This window comes from Chachezhania sediminis, assembly GCF_009765275.1.
GTDB classification, from domain to species: Bacteria; Pseudomonadota; Alphaproteobacteria; order Rhodobacterales; family Rhodobacteraceae; genus Chachezhania; species Chachezhania sediminis.
Window position 1 is genome coordinate 127,701 of the sequence record NZ_VOPH01000007.1, and the last position, 21,513, is coordinate 149,213.

General features: G+C 65.2%; 18 protein-coding genes, 4 pseudogenes and 2 riboswitches. Of the genes and pseudogenes, 13 read left to right on the forward strand and 9 right to left on the reverse strand.

Going from position 1 to position 21,513, the window contains the following annotated elements:
• The first annotated feature begins 690 nt into the window (after positions 1-690).
• The 5 genes from FQK05_RS19100 (at position 691) to FQK05_RS19120 (ending at position 5,832) form a co-directional block, all read left to right on the forward strand.
• Positions 691-2,190, forward strand: coding sequence for an ABC transporter substrate-binding protein (locus FQK05_RS19100; protein ID WP_158969879.1), 1,500 nt, complete (start codon positions 691-693; stop codon positions 2,188-2,190).
• Complete coding sequence (locus FQK05_RS19105; protein ID WP_158969881.1) at positions 2,187-3,116, forward strand: ABC transporter permease; 930 nt, start codon at positions 2,187-2,189, stop codon at positions 3,114-3,116. The genes FQK05_RS19100 and FQK05_RS19105 overlap by 4 nt, the downstream gene beginning before the upstream one ends.
• Entirely contained in the window at positions 3,113-3,925 is an 813-nt protein-coding gene (locus FQK05_RS19110) for an ABC transporter permease (RefSeq protein ID WP_199252710.1), read from the forward strand. Before FQK05_RS19105 ends, FQK05_RS19110 begins: the two co-directional genes overlap by 4 nt.
• The gene (locus tag FQK05_RS19115) at positions 3,922-5,364 is read left to right on the forward strand and encodes an ABC transporter ATP-binding protein (RefSeq protein WP_158969883.1); all 1,443 of its coding nucleotides are present in this window, start codon (positions 3,922-3,924) and stop codon (positions 5,362-5,364) included. Before FQK05_RS19110 ends, FQK05_RS19115 begins: the two co-directional genes overlap by 4 nt.
• 306 nt (positions 5,365-5,670) lie before the next feature.
• Positions 5,671-5,832, forward strand: a complete 162-nt coding sequence (locus tag FQK05_RS19120) for a hypothetical protein (protein WP_199252711.1) — start codon at positions 5,671-5,673, stop codon at positions 5,830-5,832.
• A gap of 251 nt (positions 5,833-6,083) precedes the next feature.
• Here the strand turns inward: FQK05_RS19120 and FQK05_RS19125 are convergent, their stop codons facing one another.
• Complete coding sequence (locus FQK05_RS19125; protein ID WP_233270578.1) at positions 6,084-7,127, reverse strand: NAD(P)-dependent oxidoreductase; 1,044 nt, start codon at positions 7,125-7,127, stop codon at positions 6,084-6,086.
• A riboswitch (TPP riboswitch) is annotated at positions 7,119-7,247 on the forward strand. Its footprint overlaps the gene before it by 9 nt.
• Before the next feature lie 102 nt (positions 7,248-7,349).
• On the opposite strand from FQK05_RS19125, the gene thiC reads away from it, so the two are divergent.
• Genes thiC through thiE form a run of 3 tightly spaced genes read left to right on the forward strand, consistent with a single transcriptional unit; the run spans position 7,350 to position 10,587 of the window.
• On the forward strand, positions 7,350-9,152 hold the full coding sequence (gene thiC / locus FQK05_RS19130; protein WP_158969885.1) for a phosphomethylpyrimidine synthase ThiC: 1,803 nt from the start codon (positions 7,350-7,352) through the stop codon (positions 9,150-9,152).
• Positions 9,149-9,952 carry a hydroxyethylthiazole kinase gene (gene thiM / locus FQK05_RS19135; protein ID WP_158969887.1) on the forward strand — a complete coding sequence of 268 codons (804 nt, stop codon included), beginning with the start codon at positions 9,149-9,151 and terminating at the stop codon, positions 9,950-9,952. Before thiC ends, thiM begins: the two co-directional genes overlap by 4 nt.
• Positions 9,949-10,587 carry a thiamine phosphate synthase gene (thiE, locus tag FQK05_RS19140; protein ID WP_158969889.1) on the forward strand — a complete coding sequence of 213 codons (639 nt, stop codon included), beginning with the start codon at positions 9,949-9,951 and terminating at the stop codon, positions 10,585-10,587. The genes thiM and thiE overlap by 4 nt, the downstream gene beginning before the upstream one ends.
• Here the strand turns inward: thiE and thiD are convergent.
• From thiD to FQK05_RS19155, 3 genes are all read right to left on the reverse strand, one after another.
• Positions 10,576-11,382, reverse strand: a complete 807-nt coding sequence (gene thiD / locus FQK05_RS19145; protein ID WP_158969891.1) for a bifunctional hydroxymethylpyrimidine kinase/phosphomethylpyrimidine kinase — start codon at positions 11,380-11,382, stop codon at positions 10,576-10,578. The genes thiE and thiD overlap by 12 nt on opposite strands.
• Positions 11,379-11,828 carry an NUDIX hydrolase gene (locus tag FQK05_RS19150; protein ID WP_158969893.1) on the reverse strand — a complete coding sequence of 150 codons (450 nt, stop codon included), beginning with the start codon at positions 11,826-11,828 and terminating at the stop codon, positions 11,379-11,381. Before FQK05_RS19150 ends, thiD begins: the two co-directional genes overlap by 4 nt.
• Before the next feature lie 34 nt (positions 11,829-11,862).
• A riboswitch (TPP riboswitch) is annotated at positions 11,863-11,997 on the reverse strand.
• The gene (locus FQK05_RS19155) at positions 11,986-12,912 is read right to left on the reverse strand and encodes a LysR substrate-binding domain-containing protein (protein WP_233270579.1); all 927 of its coding nucleotides are present in this window, start codon (positions 12,910-12,912) and stop codon (positions 11,986-11,988) included. (Overlaps the previous riboswitch by 12 nt.)
• A 193-nt stretch (positions 12,913-13,105) precedes the next feature.
• Here FQK05_RS19155 and FQK05_RS26565 point away from each other — a divergent pair, with 193 nt between their 5' ends.
• The 4 genes and pseudogenes from FQK05_RS26565 (at position 13,106) to FQK05_RS19175 (ending at position 15,614) form a co-directional block, all read left to right on the forward strand.
• Entirely contained in the window at positions 13,106-13,363 is a 258-nt protein-coding gene (locus FQK05_RS26565; protein ID WP_158969895.1) for a hypothetical protein, read from the forward strand.
• Between the two features lie 89 nt (positions 13,364-13,452).
• Positions 13,453-13,761, forward strand: coding sequence for a type II toxin-antitoxin system TacA family antitoxin (locus tag FQK05_RS19165; protein ID WP_158970007.1), 309 nt, complete (start codon positions 13,453-13,455; stop codon positions 13,759-13,761).
• The gene (locus tag FQK05_RS19170) at positions 13,761-14,333 is read left to right on the forward strand and encodes a GNAT family N-acetyltransferase (protein ID WP_158969897.1); all 573 of its coding nucleotides are present in this window, start codon (positions 13,761-13,763) and stop codon (positions 14,331-14,333) included. The genes FQK05_RS19165 and FQK05_RS19170 overlap by 1 nt, the downstream gene beginning before the upstream one ends.
• A gap of 150 nt (positions 14,334-14,483) precedes the next feature.
• Positions 14,484-15,614, forward strand: a pseudogene (locus FQK05_RS19175) (IS3 family transposase).
• Positions 15,615-15,865: 251 nt separating this feature from the next.
• On the opposite strand, the gene repC (FQK05_RS26425) reads toward FQK05_RS19175, so the two are convergent.
• From repC (FQK05_RS26425) to repA, 4 genes and pseudogenes are all read right to left on the reverse strand, one after another.
• Positions 15,866-16,294, reverse strand: a complete 429-nt coding sequence (repC, locus tag FQK05_RS26425; RefSeq protein WP_325063916.1) for a replication initiation protein RepC — start codon at positions 16,292-16,294, stop codon at positions 15,866-15,868.
• Positions 16,222-16,818: pseudogene (repC, locus tag FQK05_RS26430) on the reverse strand (plasmid replication protein RepC); the annotation flags it as partial. The pseudogene repC (FQK05_RS26430) and the gene repC (FQK05_RS26425), both read right to left, overlap by 73 nt.
• 267 nt (positions 16,819-17,085) lie before the next feature.
• Positions 17,086-17,934 (reverse strand): plasmid partitioning protein RepB, encoded by an 849-nt coding sequence (repB, locus tag FQK05_RS19185; RefSeq protein WP_325063917.1) that lies wholly within the window; start codon positions 17,932-17,934, stop codon positions 17,086-17,088.
• A gap of 88 nt (positions 17,935-18,022) precedes the next feature.
• A pseudogene (gene repA / locus FQK05_RS19190) lies at positions 18,023-19,196 on the reverse strand (plasmid partitioning protein RepA); the annotation flags it as partial.
• A gap of 573 nt (positions 19,197-19,769) precedes the next feature.
• Here repA and FQK05_RS19195 point away from each other — a divergent pair.
• Positions 19,770-20,081, forward strand: a pseudogene (locus tag FQK05_RS19195) (integrase core domain-containing protein); the annotation flags it as partial.
• Here FQK05_RS19195 and FQK05_RS19200 read toward each other — a convergent pair.
• Positions 20,078-21,310, reverse strand: a complete 1,233-nt coding sequence (locus tag FQK05_RS19200; RefSeq protein ID WP_158969899.1) for an ArsB/NhaD family transporter — start codon at positions 21,308-21,310, stop codon at positions 20,078-20,080. The pseudogene FQK05_RS19195 and the gene FQK05_RS19200 sit on opposite strands and share 4 nt — an antisense overlap.
• Positions 21,311-21,513: the final 203 nt, after the last annotated feature.

Here is a 21,513-nt window from a genome sequence, read left to right on the forward strand (position 1 = left end):
TCCTCCGTCCCATACCCGGGGTCCGACGAAGACCGACCGTTCAGCCAAACCATCATCTTGGTTCGGACATGTCCGCCATCCCAACTCCGGGTCTGCAGACCTCTGACAGACCGCCGCCGCGGCGCGGGTATAGCCGCGGTTATACGAAGGCAAAACCGGGGGAACGCCTGCACTGCCATGAGCTGTCGATGCTGACCAAGCTAATCCCGGTCGAAAAGACAACCCTTTATCAAGGCAGCCGACTCCATCGTGTGTTCACGTCACGACCTTGGCATCCGCTCCAAACCGCGTCCAGCCGGCCTTGATAATGCAGGCCGCTGTCGGGCCCGATCTGCTCGGTTCCATGACAACGACGTCGGCGCCAGGGAGAACAATGCGAGTGCAGGGCAGGGGTCACGGAATGCAGACATAGCTTTCTGTTGGCCACTTGCCTCCGTCCACGGCATAAAGTATCAGAGCGAAACGTTATATCATAACACTTGTCTGTTGAGCCAAGCACAGAGAGGTCCCGACTTGAATGACGCTTTCGGTCTCCGAAAGCGACCTGAGCACCTGCGCCCAATCCACCCGGAGGATCAAGAAATCTCCCTCTGAGGAGAGAGAGCCGCCGGAAGGACGAGTGGAACTGATCAACGAACCGCCAGCCACGCGCCAACCCTTTCAAACCGTACATCACCAGGACCAGAAAAAATGAGACGACCCTTAGCCTTCCTGGCCGCCGCACTGATTTGTGCGGCCATGCCAGCGCTGGCCGACGATACGCTGGACGTTGTCGCCCAGTTCGAGATCAAGTCGCCCGAGCCGTCGACTTCAGGCTATATCTTCACCCGGATGGGCGTGGCCGAGACGCTGACGAACGCAGATCCGAAGGGCGCCCTGATCCCCGGTTTGGCTGCAAACTGGTCCGTCAGCGATGACGGCCTGGCGTGGACCTTTGTCCTCCAGGAAGATGTGCGGTTCCACGACGGCACGCCCATGACTCCCGATGCCGTGGTCAATGCCCTGAACTTCGCAAGGTCCAAGCCCGGACCCTTGTCCAAGACGCCGATCTCGGCCATCGAAGCCGGGGACGGAACAGTCGTCCTGACGCTGTCCGAACCCTTTGCCGCGCTGCCGGCCTATCTGGCGCATTACACGACCCAGATCCTGGCGCCAGCGGCATATGACGCCGACGGGGCAGGGGTGCAGGTCATCGGCACCGGCCCGTATCGTGTCACGGATCTGGCTCCGCCGCTGAGCCTGAAGGCCGAGGTCTTCCCGGAATACTGGGGCGCAGCGCCCAATGTGCCCAATGTCAGCTATTCGGGCGTCAGCCGGGCGGAAACCCGGGCGTTGATGGCGGAGTCGGGCGAGGCCGATTTCGTCTTCGGACTGGACCCTGCTTCAGTTGCGCGGCTGGGAATGCTGGACGGGGTCTCGGTACATTCCGTGGCGATCCCGCGCACCTTGCTGTTGAAAGTGAACGCCGGTCATCCCGCGTTGTCAGAACCCAAGGCACGTCAGGCGCTGAGCCTTGCGATCGACCGCGAAGGCATCGCACGCGCCGTTCTGCGCTATCCCGAAGGGGCCAGCCAGCTGTTCCCGCCGTCGGTCGGGGACTGGCATGATGCGTCGCTGCCGCCGCTGGCCTATGATCCCAAAGCCGCGAAGGCGTTGCTCGCTGATCTCGGCTGGGTGCCGGGCGCCGACGGGATCCTGAGCCGCGACGGGCAGCCCTTCGCGATCACGCTGACGACCTATCCCGACCGTCCCGAACTGCCGTTGGTTGCGGCCGTCCTCGAACAGCAGTTCCGCGCCATCGGCGTGGATCTAACCATCGACACCACGAATTCGTCGGAAATCACCTCGCGTCATGCCGACGGTTCGCTGGACCTGGGCCTGATCGCGCGGAATTTCGGGTTGATCCCGAATCCGATCGGAACGGTCCTTTCGGATTATGCGCCCTCGGGCGACTGGGGTGCCATGGGCTGGGACAACGCCGAGATGGTGGATCTGGCCCATAACGTCGCCCGCGGCGACGGTGGCTATGCCGAACGCTCCCGGATGGTGGCGATCCTGCAGGCCGAATTGCCCGTGATCCCTATTGCCTGGTACATGCAGACGCTTGCCGTGAACGCGGCTGTCGAGGGCACGGTCATCGATCCGTGGGAACGGTCCTTCGGTCTTCAGAACCTGCGGCTTGCCGAATGAAGACACTTGCGACACGTGGTGTCCAGGCCGTGATGGTCGCCCTGCTGATCGGGGCGGCCACATTCGCGATGATGCGCAGCCTGCCGGGCGACGCAGCATATCGCATCGCCGCCGGGCGCTATGGCTATGACAATGTCGACACGGCCGCCGCCGATGCGGTGCGCGAGGAACTGGGCCTGGGCGGCCCGGCGCTGCCCGCCTTCCTATCCTGGCTGGGCGATCTGTTCCGGCTGGATTTTGGCCGCTCGCTGGTGTCGGGCCAGCCCGTGATGGCCGAGATCGGTCACCAATTGGGTGCCTCGCTGGCACTGGCCGGGGCGGCGGTGCTGCTGTCGCTGATGATCGGCCCGCCGCTTGGCATCCTGGCGGGGCTGCGGCCGGGGGGCGCGCTCGATCGTGCGCTGCTGGTGGTGTCGACCGGGCTGAAGGCGGTGCCGCAGTTCCTGATGGCGCTGCTGCTGATCCTGCTCCTGGCGGTACAGTTGCGCTGGCTTCCGGCAGCGGGATATGGAGATGCGCGCCATTTCATCCTTCCAGCCCTTGCGCTGGCGCTTGGCCTTGCGGCGGTCAATGCCCGCATCGCGCGCGACGCGATGGCGCGGGTCGGGGCGATGCCGTTCTACAGTTTCGCGCAGTGGAAGGGCCTGTCGCGCCGGCAGGCGCTGCTGCGCCATGGGCTGCGCAATGTCTCGGTTCCGCTGCTCACCTATCTGGGCCTGCAATTCGTGACGCTGGTCGAAGGCGTCGTGGTTGTCGAGTCGATCTTCGGTTGGCCCGGCATCGGCCATGCGCTGGTCCACGCGATCTTTTCGCGCGACGTGCCGATGGTTCAGGGCACGGCGCTGGTCTTGGGGCTGAGCTTTGTCCTTCTGAACGCGCTGATCGATCTGGCCGTCGCGCGCATCGACCCTCGGGGGACGGCATGAGCGATATCGCAGTTCCGATGCACGCGCCCGCGAACTGGGGCAGGATGACCGGTGCGGCGCTGGTCGTCGCCGTGCTGGCCTTCGCGCTGTTGGGCCCCTTGATCGTGCCCGGCGATCCTTTCGCGCAATCCCTGATGAAGGCGCTGGCCGGGCCCGATGCGGCGGGACCTCTGGGCTATGACCATCTGGGCCGGTCGATCTTCCACCGTCTGGCCTATGCCCTGCGCCTGTCGCCAGCCATTGCACTGGCCGCTGTGGTGACGGCCGGTGCCGCCGGGCTGATGCTTGGCACGCTGGCGGCAGGCCGGGGCGGGTGGACCGACCGGATGCTGACGGTGCTGGCCGACGCGTTGCTGGCGTTGCCGGGGCTGCTGCTTGTGCTGATCGTGCTGGCCATGGTGCCGGGCACGGCGCTTGGCTTCTGGGCAGGGCTATCGCTGGTGCTGTGGGTCGAATTCTTCCGTCTGACCCGCGCCGCCACCCGCGACACGCTGGCCTCGTCCGCGGTCGAGGCATCGCGGCTGCTGGGCTTCGGGCCGGTCTACATCTTCCGCATCCATGTCTGGCCCGAGATCGCGCCGATGATGCTGACCGCCGCGGCCTTCGGCACGGCGACGGCGATCATGGCCATCGCGGCCCTTGGCTTTGTCCATGTCGGCATGCGTGCGCCCACGCCCGAGCTGGGGCTGATGATGGTCGACCTTCTGCCCTATTGGCGCGAGGCGCCGCTGGCGCTTCTTTCGCCGGTGATCGCGACCTTCGCCCTGCTGCTGGGCCTGACCCTTCTGGCGGGGAGCCGTTCCGCATGACCTTGCTGAAAGCCGAACACATCGCCGTTGCCGACGGTGCGACGACGATCCTGCAGCCACTGAGCCTGCACCTGGAGGCGGGCGAGCCGCTGGTGATCCTGGGCGAAACCGGATCGGGCAAAAGCCTTCTGGCGCAGGCCGTCATGGGGACGCTGCCGGCCGGGCTGGCAGCAACGGGGCGCGTGTCGCTTGGGAACCGGATCCTGGACGCGGCGCGGGCGCAGGACTTTCGCCGCCTCTGGGGGCGCGAGATCGCGGTCCTGCCGCAGGAGCCGTGGCTGTCGCTGGACCCGTTGATGCGCGGGGCCGCGCAGGTGGCCGAGGCGCACCGGCTGGTGCGCGGGCTGGATGCGGCCGGGGCACGGCGGCGGGCCGCCTCGGACCTGGAGCATCTGGGCCTGGCCGGGGCCGGGGACCGCTATCCCCACCAGCTGTCGGGGGGCATGGCGCAGCGCGTTGCCATCGCGGCGGCGCGGGCCGGGGGCGCCCGGATCGTGATCGCGGACGAACCGACCAAGGGGCTGGACAGTGCGCGCCGGGACGATGTGGCCGAATTGTTGCTGGCCGAACTGGCGCGGGGCGGGGGCCTGATGGTCATCACCCACGACCTGGCACTGGCACGCCGGATCGGTGGCCGGATGATCGTCCTGCGCGAGGGCAGGGTGGTCGAGACGGGGCAAACCGCCACCGTGATGGCCGCCCCGCGCGAGGCCTATGCACGCGACCTGATCGCGGCGGATCCCGAAAGCTGGGGCCGGCGCCCCGCCGGGCCCCGTGGCGCGCCGGTGCTGGCAGCCAGCGACCTTGCGGCGGACCGGGGCGGCCGGCGGGTCTTTTCCGACCTGTCCCTTGCCCTCGCCGAAGGCGAGATCCTGGGCGTCACCGGTCCGTCGGGCTGTGGCAAGTCCACGCTGGGCGACACGCTTCTGGGTCTGGTCATGCCGGTATCCGGACGGGTGGAGCGCCAGCCGGGCCTGCCGCGGACGGCGTTCCAGAAGCTCTACCAGGATCCGGTCGCGGCCTTCCCGCGGCATCGTACCCTGGGCCGCACGCTGCGGGATACGGCTGCCCTGCATGGCCAGACATCGAACCGGATCGACCAGCTGCTGACCCGCTTGCGCCTGTCACCGTCGCTGCTGGCCCGCAGGCCCGGCGCCGTGTCGGGCGGAGAGCTTCAGCGGCTTGCGGTCCTCAGGCTGCTGCTGACCCGGCCACGGTTCATCTTCGCGGACGAACCGACCTCCCGCCTTGATCCGATCACGCAACGGGAGGTGATCGGGCTTCTGACGGAAACGGCTTCGCAGGAAGGGTGCGCGCTGGCCCTCGTCAGCCATGACACGGCATTGGTCGGCAAGACTGCGGACAGGGTGATCTCACTCGATTCATGCCCGCCCGCAGAAGATCGGACCGGGAACAGACCTGTTCCGGCTGCGGTGTAATGATCCCCAGTACGAGCATGGCACGCCCCGCACCGGACGGCACGGGCGCCCGTGCCGTCCCGACTGCACTGCCCGGGCAGGTTTCTGCCCGGGGGCCGATATGACCCGCGCGGGCCGGCGCTACGCCTGGGAAGTTTCCGTTGCCCGTCGGGAAAACCGGCGCCCGGAGCACGCGGCCGCGCGCATAAAGGTCGGAAAATTTAATGTATCGACATACGTGAAGGCGGTTGTCTTGAGGTGAGGTGAAAGCCGAATTCACCCAGTCAAATCGAGCTACCTCCCATCTCTTGCTCAGGGTCTGGCCTGATGTTCGCCAGCCTTGTCGTCGTTGTGCTGTTTGCCGGACATCTCCTGATCGCCGAGCGGACGGGGAGGCTCTTTAACAGCCGTCGTGCGCGTCGTCGCATGGGGTATGCGGCTGGCGGCTCCATGATCGGCGGCAGCGCGGTGACGGCGGTCACGGGCTAGCCGTCGCTTCATGGCCGGGCAGGGGGCCCGGAAGCCAGTCGCGCAGACTTCCGGTCGCGGTCGCGGCTTCCTCTCCCATGCGGGAGACGAAATACTTGGCCCATTCCAGCGGAACGGCAACGGACGCGAGACACGGCACCTTGCCTGCAGCAACCTCCCGCGCAGCCAGAAGCCGCCGCGCAATGGCAACGCCCTGAAGGCTCTGCCGCTGGGCTCCGTTCGGGATCAGTCTGCGTCCTGCCGGAGCTGCGTCACTGCGATTGTCCTGCCCGGGCCTCAAGGGCGCGGATCACGGTTATCATGTCCTGCGCGTGGTATCCCATCTTCTCTGTCGTCTCGTACAAGCCTGCGCAAATCTCCATCAGCGGATGGGCGGTGCCGGCGGCCTTTGCGGCCTCGACGACCAGACGGCTGTTTTTCAGCACGTCCGAAATGCCAGCCTGTCGGCTGAAGTCGCGGCGGCAGAGCTTGTCGATCTTCACGCGGGAGACGTCGCTGGCCATCGGACCGGCGTTGAGAATGTCGGCGAAGCTGTCCATGTCGAGCCCATGGCGCGCGGCGAAATGCGCGGCCTCGGCAAGGCCGGTGACCATGGTGATCAGGAAGGTGTTGACCGCCAGCTTCATCTGGAGGGCGGCGGGTACCGCGCCGCAGTCGAAAAGCTGCTTGCAGATCGGCGAGAGCAGGGGGCGCAGGCGCTCGATCTCCTCGCGCGGGCCGGCGAGCATGCCGACAAGCTGTCCCGCTTCCGCCGGTTTTCGAGAGCCCGAGACCGGCGCCTCGACAAAGCACCCGCCTGCCGTGGTGATGTCTTGCGACAGGTGAAAGGAGTAATCAGCCGCGGTCGTACCCATCGAGACGACGCAATGCCCGGCGACGCGGTGTGCAAAGGCCTCGGTGCCGCGGCCCAGCACGGCATCGGTCGCGGCCGCATTTTCCAGCATCAGGAACACCGTGGTACAGCGGTCGAAAAGGTCGCCCGCATCGGCCGCCACCACGGCCCCGGCCTCTCTCAAAGGCGCGGTTCGCTCTGGCGTCCGGTTCCACACCATCAGCGGCTGTCCCGCACGGCAGAGGTTGAGGGCCATCGGCCCGCCCATGGTTCCCAGGCCGATGAAGCCGATTTGGTCCTGTGGTTTCATGACTGTCTCCATCCGCCTCGGGAGGCAGGCTAGCTGACCTGGACCCGTTGGAATAACGAAATGATCTGAACTTCGGGTTCCGAAATTCGGGTAGGTTGGCGCGTCGGATATGTTGACATCGGCGCGTTTGCCGCGCAGCTTGTCGACACTCACCCGGGGGGTCTCGACAAGAGGCTGAGATACTGATGGCCGGACGCCAAGTCCGCGCAGCGCAGTGACCCGATGAACCTGATCCAGTTCACACTGGCGTAGGGATGGTGCACTGGCCGCGCGGGCCCCGACTGCATTTTCGTGGCAGGGGCGTATTCCACACCGGCAATCCCATTCGACGCGGAACTGGGTCTCCAACGCTTTGAGCTATGGAGGCTCCGACCGATGAAAGACCTGACTCCGACTGTCACCACGGGCGCGCTGCCCGCCTCGCGCCGCGTCTGGCACGCGGGTGACCGCCACCCCGATATCCGCGTCCCCATGCGCGAGATCGACCTGCACCCCACGGCGGGCGAGCCGCCTGTCACCGTCTACGACAGCTCCGGCCCCTATACGGACCCGGACGCGGAGATCGTCATCGACCGTGGCCTGCCGCGCCTGCGCGAGGCCTGGATCGCGGCCCGTGGCGATACCGAGACCTACGAGGGCCGCGACATCACTCCCGCCGACAACGGCTTTGCCGAAGGCGCGCGGCTGGTGCCGGAATTTCCCGTTCGCAATGCCCCACGCCGCGCAACGCAAGGCCGTGCCGTGACCCAGATGGCCTATGCCCGCGCCGGGATCGTCACGCCGGAGATGGAGTTCGTGGCGATCCGCGAGAACCTTGGCCGCAAGGCGCAGGCCGAGAAGCTGCCTCGCGACGGTGAAAGCTTCGGCGCGGCGATCCCGGACTTCATCACGCCGGAGTTCGTCCGCGATGAAATCGCCCAGGGCCGCGCGATCATCCCCGCGAACATCAACCACCCCGAGGCCGAGCCGATGGCCATCGGGCGCAACTTCCTCGTCAAGATCAACGCAAACATCGGCAATTCCGCCGTGACCTCCTCGATGGCCGAGGAAGTCGAAAAGATGGTCTGGGCGACGAGATGGGGCGCCGACACGGTCATGGACCTGTCGACGGGGCGCAACATCCACAACATCCGCGACTGGATCCTGCGCAACAGCCCCGTGCCCATCGGCACCGTGCCGCTCTACCAGGCGCTGGAGAAGGTCGGCGGCATTGCCGAGGACCTGAGCTGGGAGGTCTTTCGCGACACGCTGATCGAGCAGGCTGAGCAAGGGGTGGACTACTTTACCATCCACGCGGGCGTGCGGCTGCACATGATCCCGATGACGGTGAACCGGGTGACGGGGATCGTCTCGCGCGGCGGCTCGATCATGGCCAAGTGGTGCTTGCACCATCACCGCGAGAGCTTTCTCTACGAGCATTTCGACGACATCTGCGATATCGCCCGCGCCTATGACGTGTCGTTCTCTCTGGGCGATGGGCTGCGGCCGGGCTCCATCGCCGATGCCAATGACGAGGCGCAGTTTGCCGAGTTGGAGACGCTGGGAGAGCTGACCCATATCGCCTGGGCCAAGGATTGCCAGGTGATGATCGAAGGGCCGGGCCATGTGCCGATGCACAAGATCAAGGCCAACATGGACAAACAGCTGGAGGTCTGCGGCGAGGCGCCGTTCTACACGCTCGGGCCGCTGACCACCGATATCGCGCCGGGCTATGACCACATCACCAGCGGCATCGGCGCGGCGATGATCGGCTGGTTCGGCACGGCGATGCTGTGCTACGTGACGCCTAAGGAACATCTTGGCCTGCCCGATCGCGACGACGTGAAGGTGGGTGTCATCACCTACAAGATCGCGGCCCATGCCGCAGACTTGGCCAAGGGACATCCGGCGGCACAGATCCGCGACGATGCGCTGAGCCGTGCGCGGTTCGAGTTCCGCTGGGAGGATCAGTTCAACCTGTCGCTCGATCCCGAAACCGCGCGGTCCATGCATGACGAGACCCTGCCGAAAGAGGCGCACAAGGTGGCGCATTTCTGTTCGATGTGCGGGCCCAAATTCTGTTCGATGCGGATCAGCCACGACATCCGTGCCGAGGCGCAGAAGGAAGGCATGGCGCGCATGGCCGAGAAGTTCCGCGAGGGCGGCGATCTCTACATGCCTGTGGAGGACGTGAAATGACCCAGGCCCCCGAAACCCTTCTGACCGCGTTGCGGGCCAGCACGCCACTGGTGCAGTGCATCACCAACTACGTAGCCATGAACATCGCGGCCAACGTGCTGCTGGCGGCGGGCGCCAGCCCCGCCATGGTCTCGGACGTGGAAGAGGCCGAGGAATTCGCCGGGATCGCGGGCGCGGTGACGGTGAACATCGGCACACTGTCGCCGCCCTTCGTGGCGGGGATGCAGGCGGCGATCCGGGGCGCGCAGGCGGCCGGGCGCCCCTGGGTGCTGGACCCGGTGGCCTGTCAGGCAACAAGCTATCGCCGCGTGGTGGTGCAGGCACTCGTGGCGCGGCACCCGACGATCATCCGCGGCAATGCCTCGGAAATCCTGTCGCTGGCGGGCGAGGCCAGCCAGGGGCAGGGTGTCGACGGCCGCGACCCTGTCGAGGCGGCGGAGGAAGGCGCGCGTCGGCTGGCCCGCTCCAGCGGCGCGGTGGTCGCGGTGACAGGTGAGGTGGACTACGTGACCGACGGCACGCGCGCGGTGCGGATCGAGGGCGGTTCGCCCTTCATGCCGATGAACACCGCGCTCGGCTGCTCGCTGACCTGCCTCTGCGGGGCCTATGCGGCGGTGGCCGACGATGCCTTCGATGCCGCCGTGGGCGCACTGTCGCATTTCGCCGTGGCGGGTGCGCGGGCGCATGACGGGGCCTTGGGGCCGGGCAGTTTCGCGCCGCGGTTCCTGGACGCGCTGGCCGCGGTGACGCCCGAAGCGCTGGCGGGCGCAGTGATCCACGACGCGGCGGTCCCGGCATGAGACGTTGTCCGGACCTGTCGCTTTACCTCGTGCTCGATCCCGGCCTCTGCGCCGGTGTCGGCATGGTCGCCACGGCCCGCGCCGCCATGGCGGGCGGGGCCACGGTGGTGCAGCTGCGCGACAAGACGGCCGATACCGCGCGGATGATCGAGACGGGGCGCGCGCTGAAGGCCGCGCTGGCGGGGACCGGTGCGGCGCTGATCGTGAACGATGACGTGGAGGCGGCGATCCAGATCGGCGCTGACGGACTGCACATCGGGCAGGGCGACATGGCTGTGGCCGAGGCACGGGCACGGATCGGCGCGGCGATGGTGTTGGGCCTGTCGGTCGAGACGCCGGCTCTGGCCGCAGCGGTCGACCCGGCGTTGGTCGACTACATCGGTGCAGGCCCGGTTTTTGCCACGCCGTCCAAGCTGGATCACAAGACGCCGGTGGGCTTTGACGGGCTGGCGGCGCAGGTCGCGGCCAGCCCGGTGCCTGCCGTGGCCATCGGCGGGTTGAAGGCCGACCACGTGGCGCAGGCCCTGAAGGCCGGGGCGCGGGGCGTCGCGGTGGTTTCGGCCATCTGCGGTCAACCGGACCCCGAGGCCGCCGCTCGCGCCCTTAGGGACAGGATCGACGCCCTAACCGCCTGAGCCCCAGAGCGCGTGGAAGTGATGCACCGGCCCGTGGCCGTGGCCCACGTCCAGCGCGTCGCTTTGGGCGAGCGCGGCGTGCAGGTAGGCCTTGGCGCGTTCCACGGCCTCGGGCATGTCGTGATGCGGCAGAAGCGCGGCGATGGCCGAGGACAGGGTGCAGCCGGTGCCATGATCGTTGGTCGTGGCGATGCGCGGGGCCTTCAGTGCCCGGGTGCCGTCCGGCCCGGCCAGAAGGTCGGTGCTGTCCGCCCCCGCCAGGTGCCCGCCCTTGAGCAGGACATAGTCGGAGCCGAGCGCCAGGAGGTCGGGCAGGGCGGCCTGCATCGTCTCGGCGGTCCAACTGTCGTCGCGACCCAGCAGCACGGCGGCTTCGGGCAGGTTCGGTGTGATGACGCGGGCCAGCGGCACAAGCGCCTCGCGCACCGCCGAGACCGCCTCGGGGTCGAGCAGCGCGTGACCGCTTTTTGCCACCATCACCGGGTCGAGCACGATGTTGCGTGCCCCGTGATGGCGCAGCCGGTCGGCCACGGCGCGGGCGATCCCGGCATTGGCGATCATGCCGATTTTCACCGCGTCGATGCGCACGTCGTCCAGCACCGCATCGATCTGATCGGCGACGAAATCCGGATCGAGCGCCTGAAAAGACCGGACACCGCAGGTGTTTTGCGCGACCACGGCGGTGACCACCGAACAGGCATAGGCCCCAAGCGCCGACATGGCCTTGATGTCGGCCTGGATGCCTGCGCCGCCCGAAGGGTCGGTGCCTGCGATGGTCAGGACATTGGCGATCATGACGGCACCTCCGACATCAGGGCGGCGGCTTGGTCCGCGACCTCGGCCACATCGAGGCTTAGCGCGAGGCTGGGGTCGTTCAGCGCGCCCAGATCGAACCACCGCGCCTCCAGCGCGTCGTCCCCCGCAACCGGCTCTCCGGCCGTCCATCGCAACAGCACGGCAATCAGGATGAAGTGTCTGCGCAGGGTGCCGGCGTCGTCGTGGTCGAACGCGTCGACTGCCGTGAACACGCGGAGCGGCTTTGCGGTAACGCCGGTTTCCTCCGCCAGTTCTCTGGCTGCGGCGTCGAATAGGGTCTCGCCCTGATCGATCTTTCCACCCGGAAATCCCCAGCGTCCCGCATCGGGCGGATTTGCGCGGCGAACAAGAAGCACCTGGTTGTCGCGTATGACGGCGGCGATGGTCGCCGAAATCGGGCGAGGGTCTATGGGTGGAGATGGCAAGTCGGCCTCGTGATTCTGAGGCCGGCAAGGGCAAGAGAGCGCTGCGATCCTGTCCCTTCGCCGGCATGATCCGGATCAGGTTCAAAGGGTCACCGCGCTGCCCGACGATCCTGCGACCGACGCGCCAGCGATATCTCAGCCCCTTGCCGGGACACCCCTAGGTGGCGCGCATCCTATCAGGATGGCGCCCGAAATCAACGCTGCCCGCGCTGCGTATTCCCGGGGCCAGATGCTTGAGTGTCTCTTCCCGCAGCACTTGCGCGAGCCTTTCTGCAAAACGCGACAGGTTCGGCGCCCGCAACAGGCGCACCTCGATATTCGGCAATTCCGGCAGGCCAAGGGCGGGGCCGACGCAGGCGATATCCTCCGGTCTGCCGTGATCCGTCCGCACGGCGATGCCCAGCCCGCTGCGCAGACCGGCCCAGACGGCGGGCAGGCTCGGCGTGGTGAGCGCGGCGCGCCAGCGTGTCTGGCTGTGGTCCAGCGCAGCAAGCATGGCCTGACGAAACAGGCAGGGGTGGTTGAACATGATCAGGGGCAGGGGGTCTGCGGCGTTCCTATCCATCAGATCGCGATGCGCCAGCCAGCGCATGGGGTGGTCGCACAGGGTTTCGCCTTCGGCAGAGCTGCCCGGTCGGAAGAAGGCGATCGCGGCGTCAATGCGCCCTGCACGGACCTCTTCGGCGAGCCTGTGGTTTTCTCCGGCCTGCACGTCGACATGCACGTTTTCCACCTCCTGTCCGAACCTGCCAAGTGTTGCTGGCATCACGTCATCGAAGAAATCCTGAGGTAAACCAAGTCGAACGGAGGCCGAGCCTGCCGCCGCGCCAACCGAGAGCGCGGCTTCGTCATTCAGCGCGACGATACGTCGGGCATAGGCGATGAAAGCTTCACCCGCTTCGGTCGGGACCAGGCCGCGCCCCTTGCGTACGAACAGTGTTGTGCCCGCCTGCTGTTCCAGCTTCTTGAGATGCATGCTGACGGCGGATTGGGAGCGGCCGAGCTGAACGGCAGCGCGCGCGAAGCTTCCCAGGTCCGAGCCAACGACGACCGTCCGGAGCGCGTCCATGTCAAAGCTGGGCATGAGTTTCGCTTTTCGAAAGCTGAGGTGTCGATATATTTGTTATTCTTAAGTCATAGCCCGGCGTACTCTACCGCTCAAGAGAACGCTGCTCTCGCAGCACGCGATTTCACTGCAGTCGAAGTAGAACTTATGGCGGGGCTGTTGCGCAAATACTGCGATGGATTCATCTCGTGACGCCAGTACGGTGGCTGGGGTGCGTGAGCACACCGACACTCCTGCCCTGCAAGAGCAGGAGCAGGCCAGCCTTGAACCAAGCGCTGAAGTGCCGTGGCTTGCGGATGATCTGGTCCTGACCCTGGTTTCCCAGACGCCCACCTCGGTTGGTTTCGGCTGTCTTGTCTGGAAATCAACGGGCGATAGCATTCCGTTGCTCGAATGTTCGCGCTTCGCGTTGCAGAATAGTTCGATGTATTCGAACACGTCCTGCCTGGCCGCACCGCGGGTCGGGTGACGCTGGTATTCCGAAGAACGCTCCACACTGAACACTTGAAATGTACGTCGATTGGGCGTACATGCTGGGCAATGAAACTGGAGGCGGCCATGCTTGGTTTCCACGACACCACGCGCGCGATCGACGAGCGGAACGAGGCCCGGATGAACTTTCGGACCAAGCCGCGTATCAAGAGCGCAATCCAGCAGGCCGCGGCGCTGTCTGGTGTGGACGACTCTGTCTTCACGATGAATGCGGCTTACCAGGCGGCTCTGGCGACGATTTCGGCGCACGAACGCACGGTATTGCAGCCGGTCGATCACGACGCGTTTTTCACCGCCCTGGACACACCTGCCGAACCTACCGATGCGTTGCGTGGGGCGTTTCGTCGGCATAGCGAGTCTGTCACTTCGCGATAATGGCGGCACCAGAGTCTGCGGGCAACGTCATCGAGCCTTTCGATCCTTCCCGGCATGATCGAAAGGCCTTTTCTTGCGGCGTCGAACAGGTCGACAACTATTTCCAGAAGACGGCGAACAAGCTCGCCAAGGCGGACAACGTTCGTCTCTATGTCATGGTTGCCGCCGATGGTGCCGTGATCGGCTTCTACGCCCTCAACGCCCATGCCGTCGACTATGGTGAACTGCCCGCAAAGTATGCTCGCACCCGTCCGGCGCATGGTAGCATTCCCGCAGCCTACATCTCGATGATCGGGCGCGACCAGAAGTTCCGCGGAGGCAGTTACGGCGGTGATCTTCTGGTCGACGCCTTGCGCCGGATCTCTGCAGCTGCGGACGCGATCGGTGTCGCGGTCGTCATGCTGGACGTGCTCGATTGTGGCGATCCCGAAAGGGTCGCGCGCCGGAAGGCGCTCTATGAAAGTTACGGGTTTCAGTCGTTGCCTTCGAATCCGCTGCGGATGTTCATGCCTGTAAGCGTCGTGCGGAAGCTTATCGCCGAGGCGAACGGCATCACGACCGATCGGCCCTGAGGTCCCGGCACAGCTCCCGTTTCTGCAGCGAGCTTTGCCGTTGCTGGTGGCGGCTGTCCTATACCCCGATGGTGGTACTGTCCGACAGAGGTGGTCGCTGGATTTCGGACCAGGTGTTAGGCTGTAGCGCCTGACGAAGACTGACCCGAGGTGACGAAACGGAAACGCTATTCAGCGGCGTTCACGGCGAAGGTGGCGGTGGCTGCGATCAAGTGCGGGAAAACCTTGGTCGAGCTGGCGCAGGATTTCGACCTGCACCCGAACCAGATCAAGCAATGGAGGGACCAGCTTCCGGAGGGGGCGACCGGCGTATTCGGGAGACACCGAAGGGTGATCCCGCCCCGAAGCTCGACGTAAAGACCCTGCATGCGAAGATCGGAGAGCTGACGCCGGAGAATGATTTTTTGTCCGGCGCGCTCGGCAAGGCGTGTCTGCTGCCGAGCGCAAAAAGATGATCGATCGAAAGGCGAAGCTGAGCCTGTCACGCCAGGCCGAGGTCCTCGGGATCAGCCGCAGCAGTATCTATTACAAGCCGCAGCCGGTCGCGGACGCCGATCTGAAACTCATGCACCGGATCGATCAGCAGCAAATGGAGTTCCCCTTCGCGGGGAGCCGGATGCTGAAGGGACTGCTGGTCCAGGAGGGGGTCGTCGTGAGACGCCTGAACGTTGCCACCCTGATGAAGCGCATGGGCATCGAGGCACTGTACCGAAAGCCCAACACCTCGAAACCTGCGCCGGGCCACAAGATCTGCCCCTACCTGCTGCGAAATCTGGCTGTCACGCGTCCCAACCCTGTCTGGGCAATGGACATTACCTACATACCGATGGCCCGGGGCTTCATCTACCTCGCGGCGGTGCTCGACTGGGCCACGCGCCGCATCCTGGCATGGCGAGTGTCGATGACGCTGGACGCGGGCTTCTGCATCGAAGCGCTGGAAGAGGCCTTGGCCCGGCACGGTCGCCCGAGATATTCAACAGCGATCAGGGCAGTCGTTCACATCTACCGACTTCATCAAGGGTCTGTCTTCGCGCCAGATCAAGATCAGCATGGACGGAAAAGGCGCATGGCGCGACGAACGTCTTCGTCGAAAGGCTGTGGCGGAGTATCAGGTACGAGGAGGTCTACCTTCGGGCCTACGCCAGCGTCGCGGAAGCACGAGCTGGCATCAGCCGTTACATCGCCTTCTGCAACGGGCGCCGCCCCCATTCATCGCTTGACGGCTGGACACCCGATCAAGCCTACTTCAACCCGCTGCTGCCCGATCTGGCAGCGGCATAACCGAGGCGGAAAACCACTTGGAAAACGCCAGGAACCTGTTCAGAAAAAAACGAGCCACCTCTTTCCTCGCTGGACAGCCCCGCCGCAATCGACATGTTCCGGCAGCAAACCGTGGCACCTGCGTCTGTTGTGTCGGTCCGTGCATGTTTCATGAAGGGCATGGGCCTAGACCGTCAGCGAAAACCCGGCCGGAATTGGAATACGGTACTTGCGGATAAACCGGCGCCAAGACGACCAAGACTTAACAGCTGTTAAGTCGCCACTTCCCGGTTCCTCAAGGCCAAGATCACGGGGCCGCAAGAGAACGCTCCGGCCGTCGCCTTGGCGCTGAGAGCACTGAGAAAGCCGCCCGGATTTCGGATTTCGGCGAAGCGTTCCAGCATGGCGGCCACGACCACCGCTGCCTGTTCCGGACCCATCGCGTTTTGCGCCTCTTTCCACGCTGACCGGGTGATCCCCATTGCCGGTCCAACCACGGCGGCCGCATCGAACAGCTGATGCCAATGGCGGATCGGACCGTCATGGTAATCCAGAACGGCACGGCAGCTGTCTCCGGTTCGTCCAGAAGGGCGCTGACGCGGTTCAGGGTTTCGGTCAATTCGGCGCGGATCGCCTCCAGATCGGCTTCGGACAGCTTGCGGCGCAGGGCACGAGCGGTGAGGGCGGCCATGTCCTGACATTGGTCCCACAAGCCAAGTTCCGGCCTGACCTGTGCGCCGTAGGTGGCCACGGCGACAAGGTCGCGGCGTACCAGGCTGACGGCTTCGCGCAGGCGGCGCAGGCGATCCTCGGCGATCTGCAACTGCCGGGCCGCGTCCGCGATTTCCGCGGCACGGCGGGGCAGGGGCGCCAGGTCAAGGCCATAGGCAACCTTGCCGGTGGAATCCGATCGGGCATAGCGCTCGCCGTTGGGGCTGTCGCGGCGGTCGACCAGGCCGGTCTCGATCAGGCGCGACAGATGCCGGCGCATGGTCGAACAGGCCATGCCGTTCAGCCGTTCGCACAGTGACCGGTTCGACGGAAAGACGACGATGGCGCCGTCCCCCAGCATGTCCTGCGGATGAAAGCTGAGAAGTGCCTGAAGCACCGTCAGTTCGGGATCCGACAGGCCGAAGATGCGGCCCGCCTTCGACAGATTTCGCAGCAGCTCCCACTTGTTGACGGCGGGTCCAGATGCGCGGGCAGCACGATCCCGCCTGGCCACCAGATGGGCGTGTTAGATCGGCCGCTGAAACGGCGACAGGGGAACATAGCCCATTCTTCGTTCACGAAGGCAAAACTCTAGAGGTCCGCGAATCGCTTTGGCTTGCGGGTTGGCCATCTGCTCGCTACTGCCAGAGGTGCCAAAACTGAGTTTGGTTGCGAGCTGATGCCGTGACGAAACCCTGTGAAAAGGTCTCGTGAAGCTGGCTTTGCGGGGCTTTTTTCTATTCTGCCTGTATCGTGCCTCCTTGTTGTTGACTGCTCATGCTCAATCTTGCGCCGCTTTCCAGCGGTCGTGAAGCTCCTTGATCAGGGCCGGGGCATTGCCTTCCAGCCAGCTGACGAATTGCTTTTCCTGGGCTTGCAGTTGGATCTTCAGCCGTTTGCCGCGTCCGGACGACCGGACATTGGCCGTGCCGACGCCGGGAATGGCGATGCCGTCCGCAGACGCGGGGGCAGGGGCCCGGGGCGCATCCGCGCCTTGCGCGGCCACCAGCGTATCCAGGAAAGCCTTGTCGGACACGGTATCGGCGGGACCTTCGGCAGACCGGGCCACGGCCGCGGTGCCGAACAGCAAAGCGGGGTCCGCGCCATCGGAAATCGCGCGCTTCAGGTCTTCCCACCGGGGGCGGCCGATACCCGGTGCGGCACCGATGGCGCGGACCAGTTCATCGCCCACGATGCGGACCACGCTCAGCATCTGCGACACGCCGGCCTCGGTCAGGTTCAGGACCTCGGCCACGGCCTTGTTGGTGCGTTCGCCCGCGGGGAGGTGATCGCCTTCCAGCAGGGCCTGCGCCACCAGCGCCCGTTCGATGAAACTCAGGTCGCAGCGGGCCTGGTTTTCCAGCAACTGGTCCTTCAGCGCCTGGTCATCTTCCAGTTCGGTGACGATGGCGCGGACCTTCAGGCCCAGCTGGCGGCAGGCCTCCAGCCGCCGCCGCCCGTAGATCAGGCCGTACCGGTCGCCTTCGGTGGGGCGGACAAGGATCGGCACCCGCTGCCCGTTCCGCTGGATGGACGCAGCCAGGTCGGTCACGTCGATGTCCAGACGGTCGGCCAGCCGGCCGGTGACGTCGATAAGGCCGGTGTCGATCTCGGCGATGCCGCCACGCAGTCGGCGGTTTTCGCGGACGTCGGGCGCGTTCTACAGCGTGCTGAGCGCCGGGTTCAGCTTGTCCTTTCTTACCATCTTTGCCCCCGTCTCTGCCCCATGTGGCCTGGATCAGTGCGCCGATCTCGTCATTCACGGCGTTCATGGATTCGATCGCCCGGTCGAAGGTCGTGCGGGTGAAACCCTTGCGGTCGACCTCGTACAGCGTCTGCTTGGTCAGGCCGGCATCGGAAATCGCTGTGGATTCCACCATGTGATTGGTCAGCACCGACCGTCCGAACAGGCCGCGGATGAAGGTGATCATCTCGGTCTGGGGGCATCGCCGACCTTGTAGCGGGTCGGCAGGAATTTAAGCCATTCATAGCGCAGGTTCGCGCCCGCATCCCGGATCACGCCCAAGAGGTCCGAGGTCATCCGCAGGAACTGGCTCATCGACATGAGGTCCAGCATCTGCGGGTGGACTGTCACCAGAACGCCGGTCGACGCAGACAGCGCCGACATGGTCAGAAAGCCCAGCTGCGGCGGGCAATCGATGACCACGACGTCGTAATCGGTCCCGACTTCCTACAGCGCATCGCGGACCCGGGCAAAGAAGGCCCGTGCGCCGCCGTTCTGGATGGCTGCCGGTGTCTCGTGCTCGAACTCCATCAGTTCGAGGTTGCCGGCGATCAGATCCAGGCCGCGGATATAGGTCTTGCGGATCACGTCCTGGATCGGCACCTGGTCGCCGTAGCGGACGGCATCGTAGAGCGTGCCGCCTTCCATCAGGTCGATTTCAGGCTGGATGCTGTGCAGCACCGACAAAGAGGCCTGCGGATCCAGGTCGATGGCCAGCACGCGATATCCCTTCAGGGCCAGCCGCTGCGCCAGGTGGGCGGATGTGGTCGTCTTGCCCGACCCGCCCTTGAAATTCACGACCGAGATGACCTGGAGCGCATCGCCTTCCCGCCGGCCGGTAACATAGGAATGGGCCCGCTTGGCGTTGCCTTCAAGGGCCTGCCGGATTTCCCAGATATCGTCGATCGTATAGCGGCGGTGGTTGCCGGCCGTCATCTCGACTTCGGGAATCTTGCCCTCGCGGTGGAGCTTGCGCAGGTAGGTGTGGTCGACGTCCAGAAGTTCCGCGGCCTCGCCACTGGTCAGGCTCCGCATGGTCTTCTGTGCGTCGGGGGGGAATGTGCTTCTCTCTGCGCGTGCAGATTCGCCGCGAGAAGTTCCGCGTAATGCCCGATGGCGATGTCTAGGTTCTGGTCGCTACCGCTCACGTCTGCCCGATCCGTGGTCACGGTTTTTTGTGAAACTCGCGGATTTTTTCGAGACTATCGCCCGGGCATGCGGAATCGCGCAAGAGTTGTCCACAGTCTCGGTCCGACAAGGTTCTGACGGAACGTACATTTCGGGCCGGGACACGGTTCCCTGTCTATCAGAACGGGCCCATGGTGGAAGTGTTTGCCATGCTGAAACGGCAAACTGTTGGCGGCCCATGGATGGCATCCCGGGTGGTTCTGTGCGTCCGCCATGTCCGGGCATCGGCCGTTTCGCAGTGAAGCTTCGGGTCGATGGCGACAATGTGTGTCGGTAAGACCTATGTTTCACGGACTGACCCGGCGCGGAAGGCCGCCTCTGTTCATGCATGAGTCATGACCCGGGTGCGGCGTGGATCGGAAACTGCTATAACCGAATGAAGCCGGATTTTTTGTCCCGCAAAGGCGGGGAACCATTTTTGAGACAACTGCTGCATGAAGCTCCCCGCCGGGCGGGGGGATCCGATGTTTGCTGCGGCGTTCGCGCCCGGGGCAGAGCCAGTATCGGATCGGCACGTCATTCGCTGCCCGCATTCCAAGCCCAACCATCCGTGGACCAATGGCCACCCCTCTCGGCAGAATTGGCTATGCCAAATCGCCTGCCGGGCAGCGGTCGAGCGTATGAACCGGACAATCAGGGAGGCGACTGTCAAACGCTTCCACTACGACAGTCACGATCACCTTCGTGGCCACCTCGCCGACTTCATGGCCGCTTACAACTTCGCACGCCGCTTCAAGACGCTCGGCGGCCTGGCGCCCTACGAATACATCTGCAAGATCTGTACTTCAGAGCCAGATAGATTCACCGTCGATCCGATCCACCAGATGCCGGGACTGAACACCTAGGTCAACAGGATCCAGCCAAGGGCCAGTGCCATGCAGATCAGCGACACGGGGATGCCCGCGCGGCAGAACTCGCGCATCGAGATGTCGATATTGAAGCGCGCCGCCTGTTCAACCACGATGACGCCGGCCAGACTGCCGAAGATGACCGCGTTGCTGGAAAACCCGGTGCCAAGCGCCAGGGCCGCCCCGACGGCATTCATGTCGCCGGCATGCGGAAGGAAGGGCACCAGCAGCATGACGGCAGGGCTGTTGCCGACGATGTTGCTGAGCACGCTGGAGACCAGGAAGATGACCGAGGGCTTGCCCAGATCCAGTCCGGCCGACTGAAGGTCATGTACCAGTTTCTGGGGCAGTCCCGTGTCCGCCAGGGTGGCATTCACCACGAACAGACCCGCCAGCAGCAGAAGCAGGTTGCCGTCCACCGTGCCCAGCACGTCCTTGGACGCGACCCGCCGGCTGACCAGGATGACGGCGGCCGCCGACAGGGCGATCAGTTCCCTCCTCCAGTCCGAGAAGACGAAGGCGGCAACCACGGCGGCGGTAATGATCGCCGCCTTCGCCGTGCCGCCGATGTCCAGGGCGTGGCCGGCTGATGTACCGGCAACGGGTTGCGTCGCCTTGGCCTGGATCGTCCAGCGGCCACGATACAGGACGCAGATCAGCCCCCAGATGATCGGCAGGGTGGCCAGGGCGGGCACCAGCACCACCTTCATATATTCGGTGAAGGACAGGCCCAGCGTCTGGGCGATGATCATGTTCTGCGGGCTACCGATGATGGTCGCGACCGATCCCGTGTTGGCGGCAAAGCAGAAGCCCAGGATGAACGGCACCGGATTGAGCCCGCGCGAGATCGAGATCGAGACCAGCAGCGGCGTCATGGCGATGACGACCACGTCGTTGGTCAGCAGGGCCGACAGGCCGCCTCCAAGGCCGATGATCAGCATCAGCAGCACCTGCGGCAGCACGTCCAGCGCGGCGACCTTTCGGGCCAGCCAGTCGAAGAAGCCGGACACGGTGAAGGCACCGGACACGATCATCAATCCGAACAGGAGCCCGACCGTCTGATAGTCGATAGCGTCCCAGGCTGCCTTGGGCCCGATCAGGCCAAGCCCGATCATCGCCATCGCGCCGATGACGGCCGCACCCGTGCGATCGACCCGGAATCCGGGCAGATGCCCCAGGGCCAGCGCGACATAGACAAGCAGGAAAATGATAAGACTGGGGCCCATGGTGGTTCCTGTATGGCGTCGCCCGTGTCGGGGCGATTGCCCCGGTCACGCTGCAACTCGATGCGCCGGGAGCAATTCCCGTACCGATGATTCTGTCCGGACAAGTACCCTGCCAGGGTTGTCGGGTGACAGTGTTTCCGAAGACCCGATCCGGCTGCCGCCGGCGAGGCGGTGGCGGGTGTGCTTTTGAAAGATCTGGCGCA

Bases quoted from the DNA above. Each gene is read 5' to 3' on its own strand.
- thiE (WP_158969889.1), top strand. From the start codon at position 9,949: ATGAGACGTTGTCCGGACCTGTCGCTTTACCTCGTGCTCGATCCCGGC.
- FQK05_RS19165 (WP_158970007.1), top strand. From the start codon at position 13,453: ATGCTTGGTTTCCACGACACCACGCGCGCGATCGACGAGCGGAACGAG.
- repC (WP_325063916.1), bottom strand. From the start codon at position 16,294: ATGTCAGGACATGGCCGCCCTCACCGCTCGTGCCCTGCGCCGCAAGCT.
- FQK05_RS19200 (WP_158969899.1), bottom strand. From the start codon at position 21,310: ATGGGCCCCAGTCTTATCATTTTCCTGCTTGTCTATGTCGCGCTGGCC.
- FQK05_RS19100 (WP_158969879.1), top strand. From the start codon at position 691: ATGAGACGACCCTTAGCCTTCCTGGCCGCCGCACTGATTTGTGCGGCC.
- thiD (WP_158969891.1), bottom strand. From the start codon at position 11,382: ATGATCGCCAATGTCCTGACCATCGCAGGCACCGACCCTTCGGGCGGC.
- FQK05_RS19105 (WP_158969881.1), top strand. From the start codon at position 2,187: ATGAAGACACTTGCGACACGTGGTGTCCAGGCCGTGATGGTCGCCCTG.
- thiC (WP_158969885.1), top strand. From the start codon at position 7,350: ATGAAAGACCTGACTCCGACTGTCACCACGGGCGCGCTGCCCGCCTCG.
- FQK05_RS19155 (WP_233270579.1), bottom strand. From the start codon at position 12,912: ATGCCCAGCTTTGACATGGACGCGCTCCGGACGGTCGTCGTTGGCTCG.
- thiM (WP_158969887.1), top strand. From the start codon at position 9,149: ATGACCCAGGCCCCCGAAACCCTTCTGACCGCGTTGCGGGCCAGCACG.
- FQK05_RS19110 (WP_199252710.1), top strand. From the start codon at position 3,113: ATGAGCGATATCGCAGTTCCGATGCACGCGCCCGCGAACTGGGGCAGG.
- FQK05_RS19115 (WP_158969883.1), top strand. From the start codon at position 3,922: ATGACCTTGCTGAAAGCCGAACACATCGCCGTTGCCGACGGTGCGACG.
- FQK05_RS19120 (WP_199252711.1), top strand. From the start codon at position 5,671: ATGTTCGCCAGCCTTGTCGTCGTTGTGCTGTTTGCCGGACATCTCCTG.
- FQK05_RS19170 (WP_158969897.1), top strand. From the start codon at position 13,761: ATGGCGGCACCAGAGTCTGCGGGCAACGTCATCGAGCCTTTCGATCCT.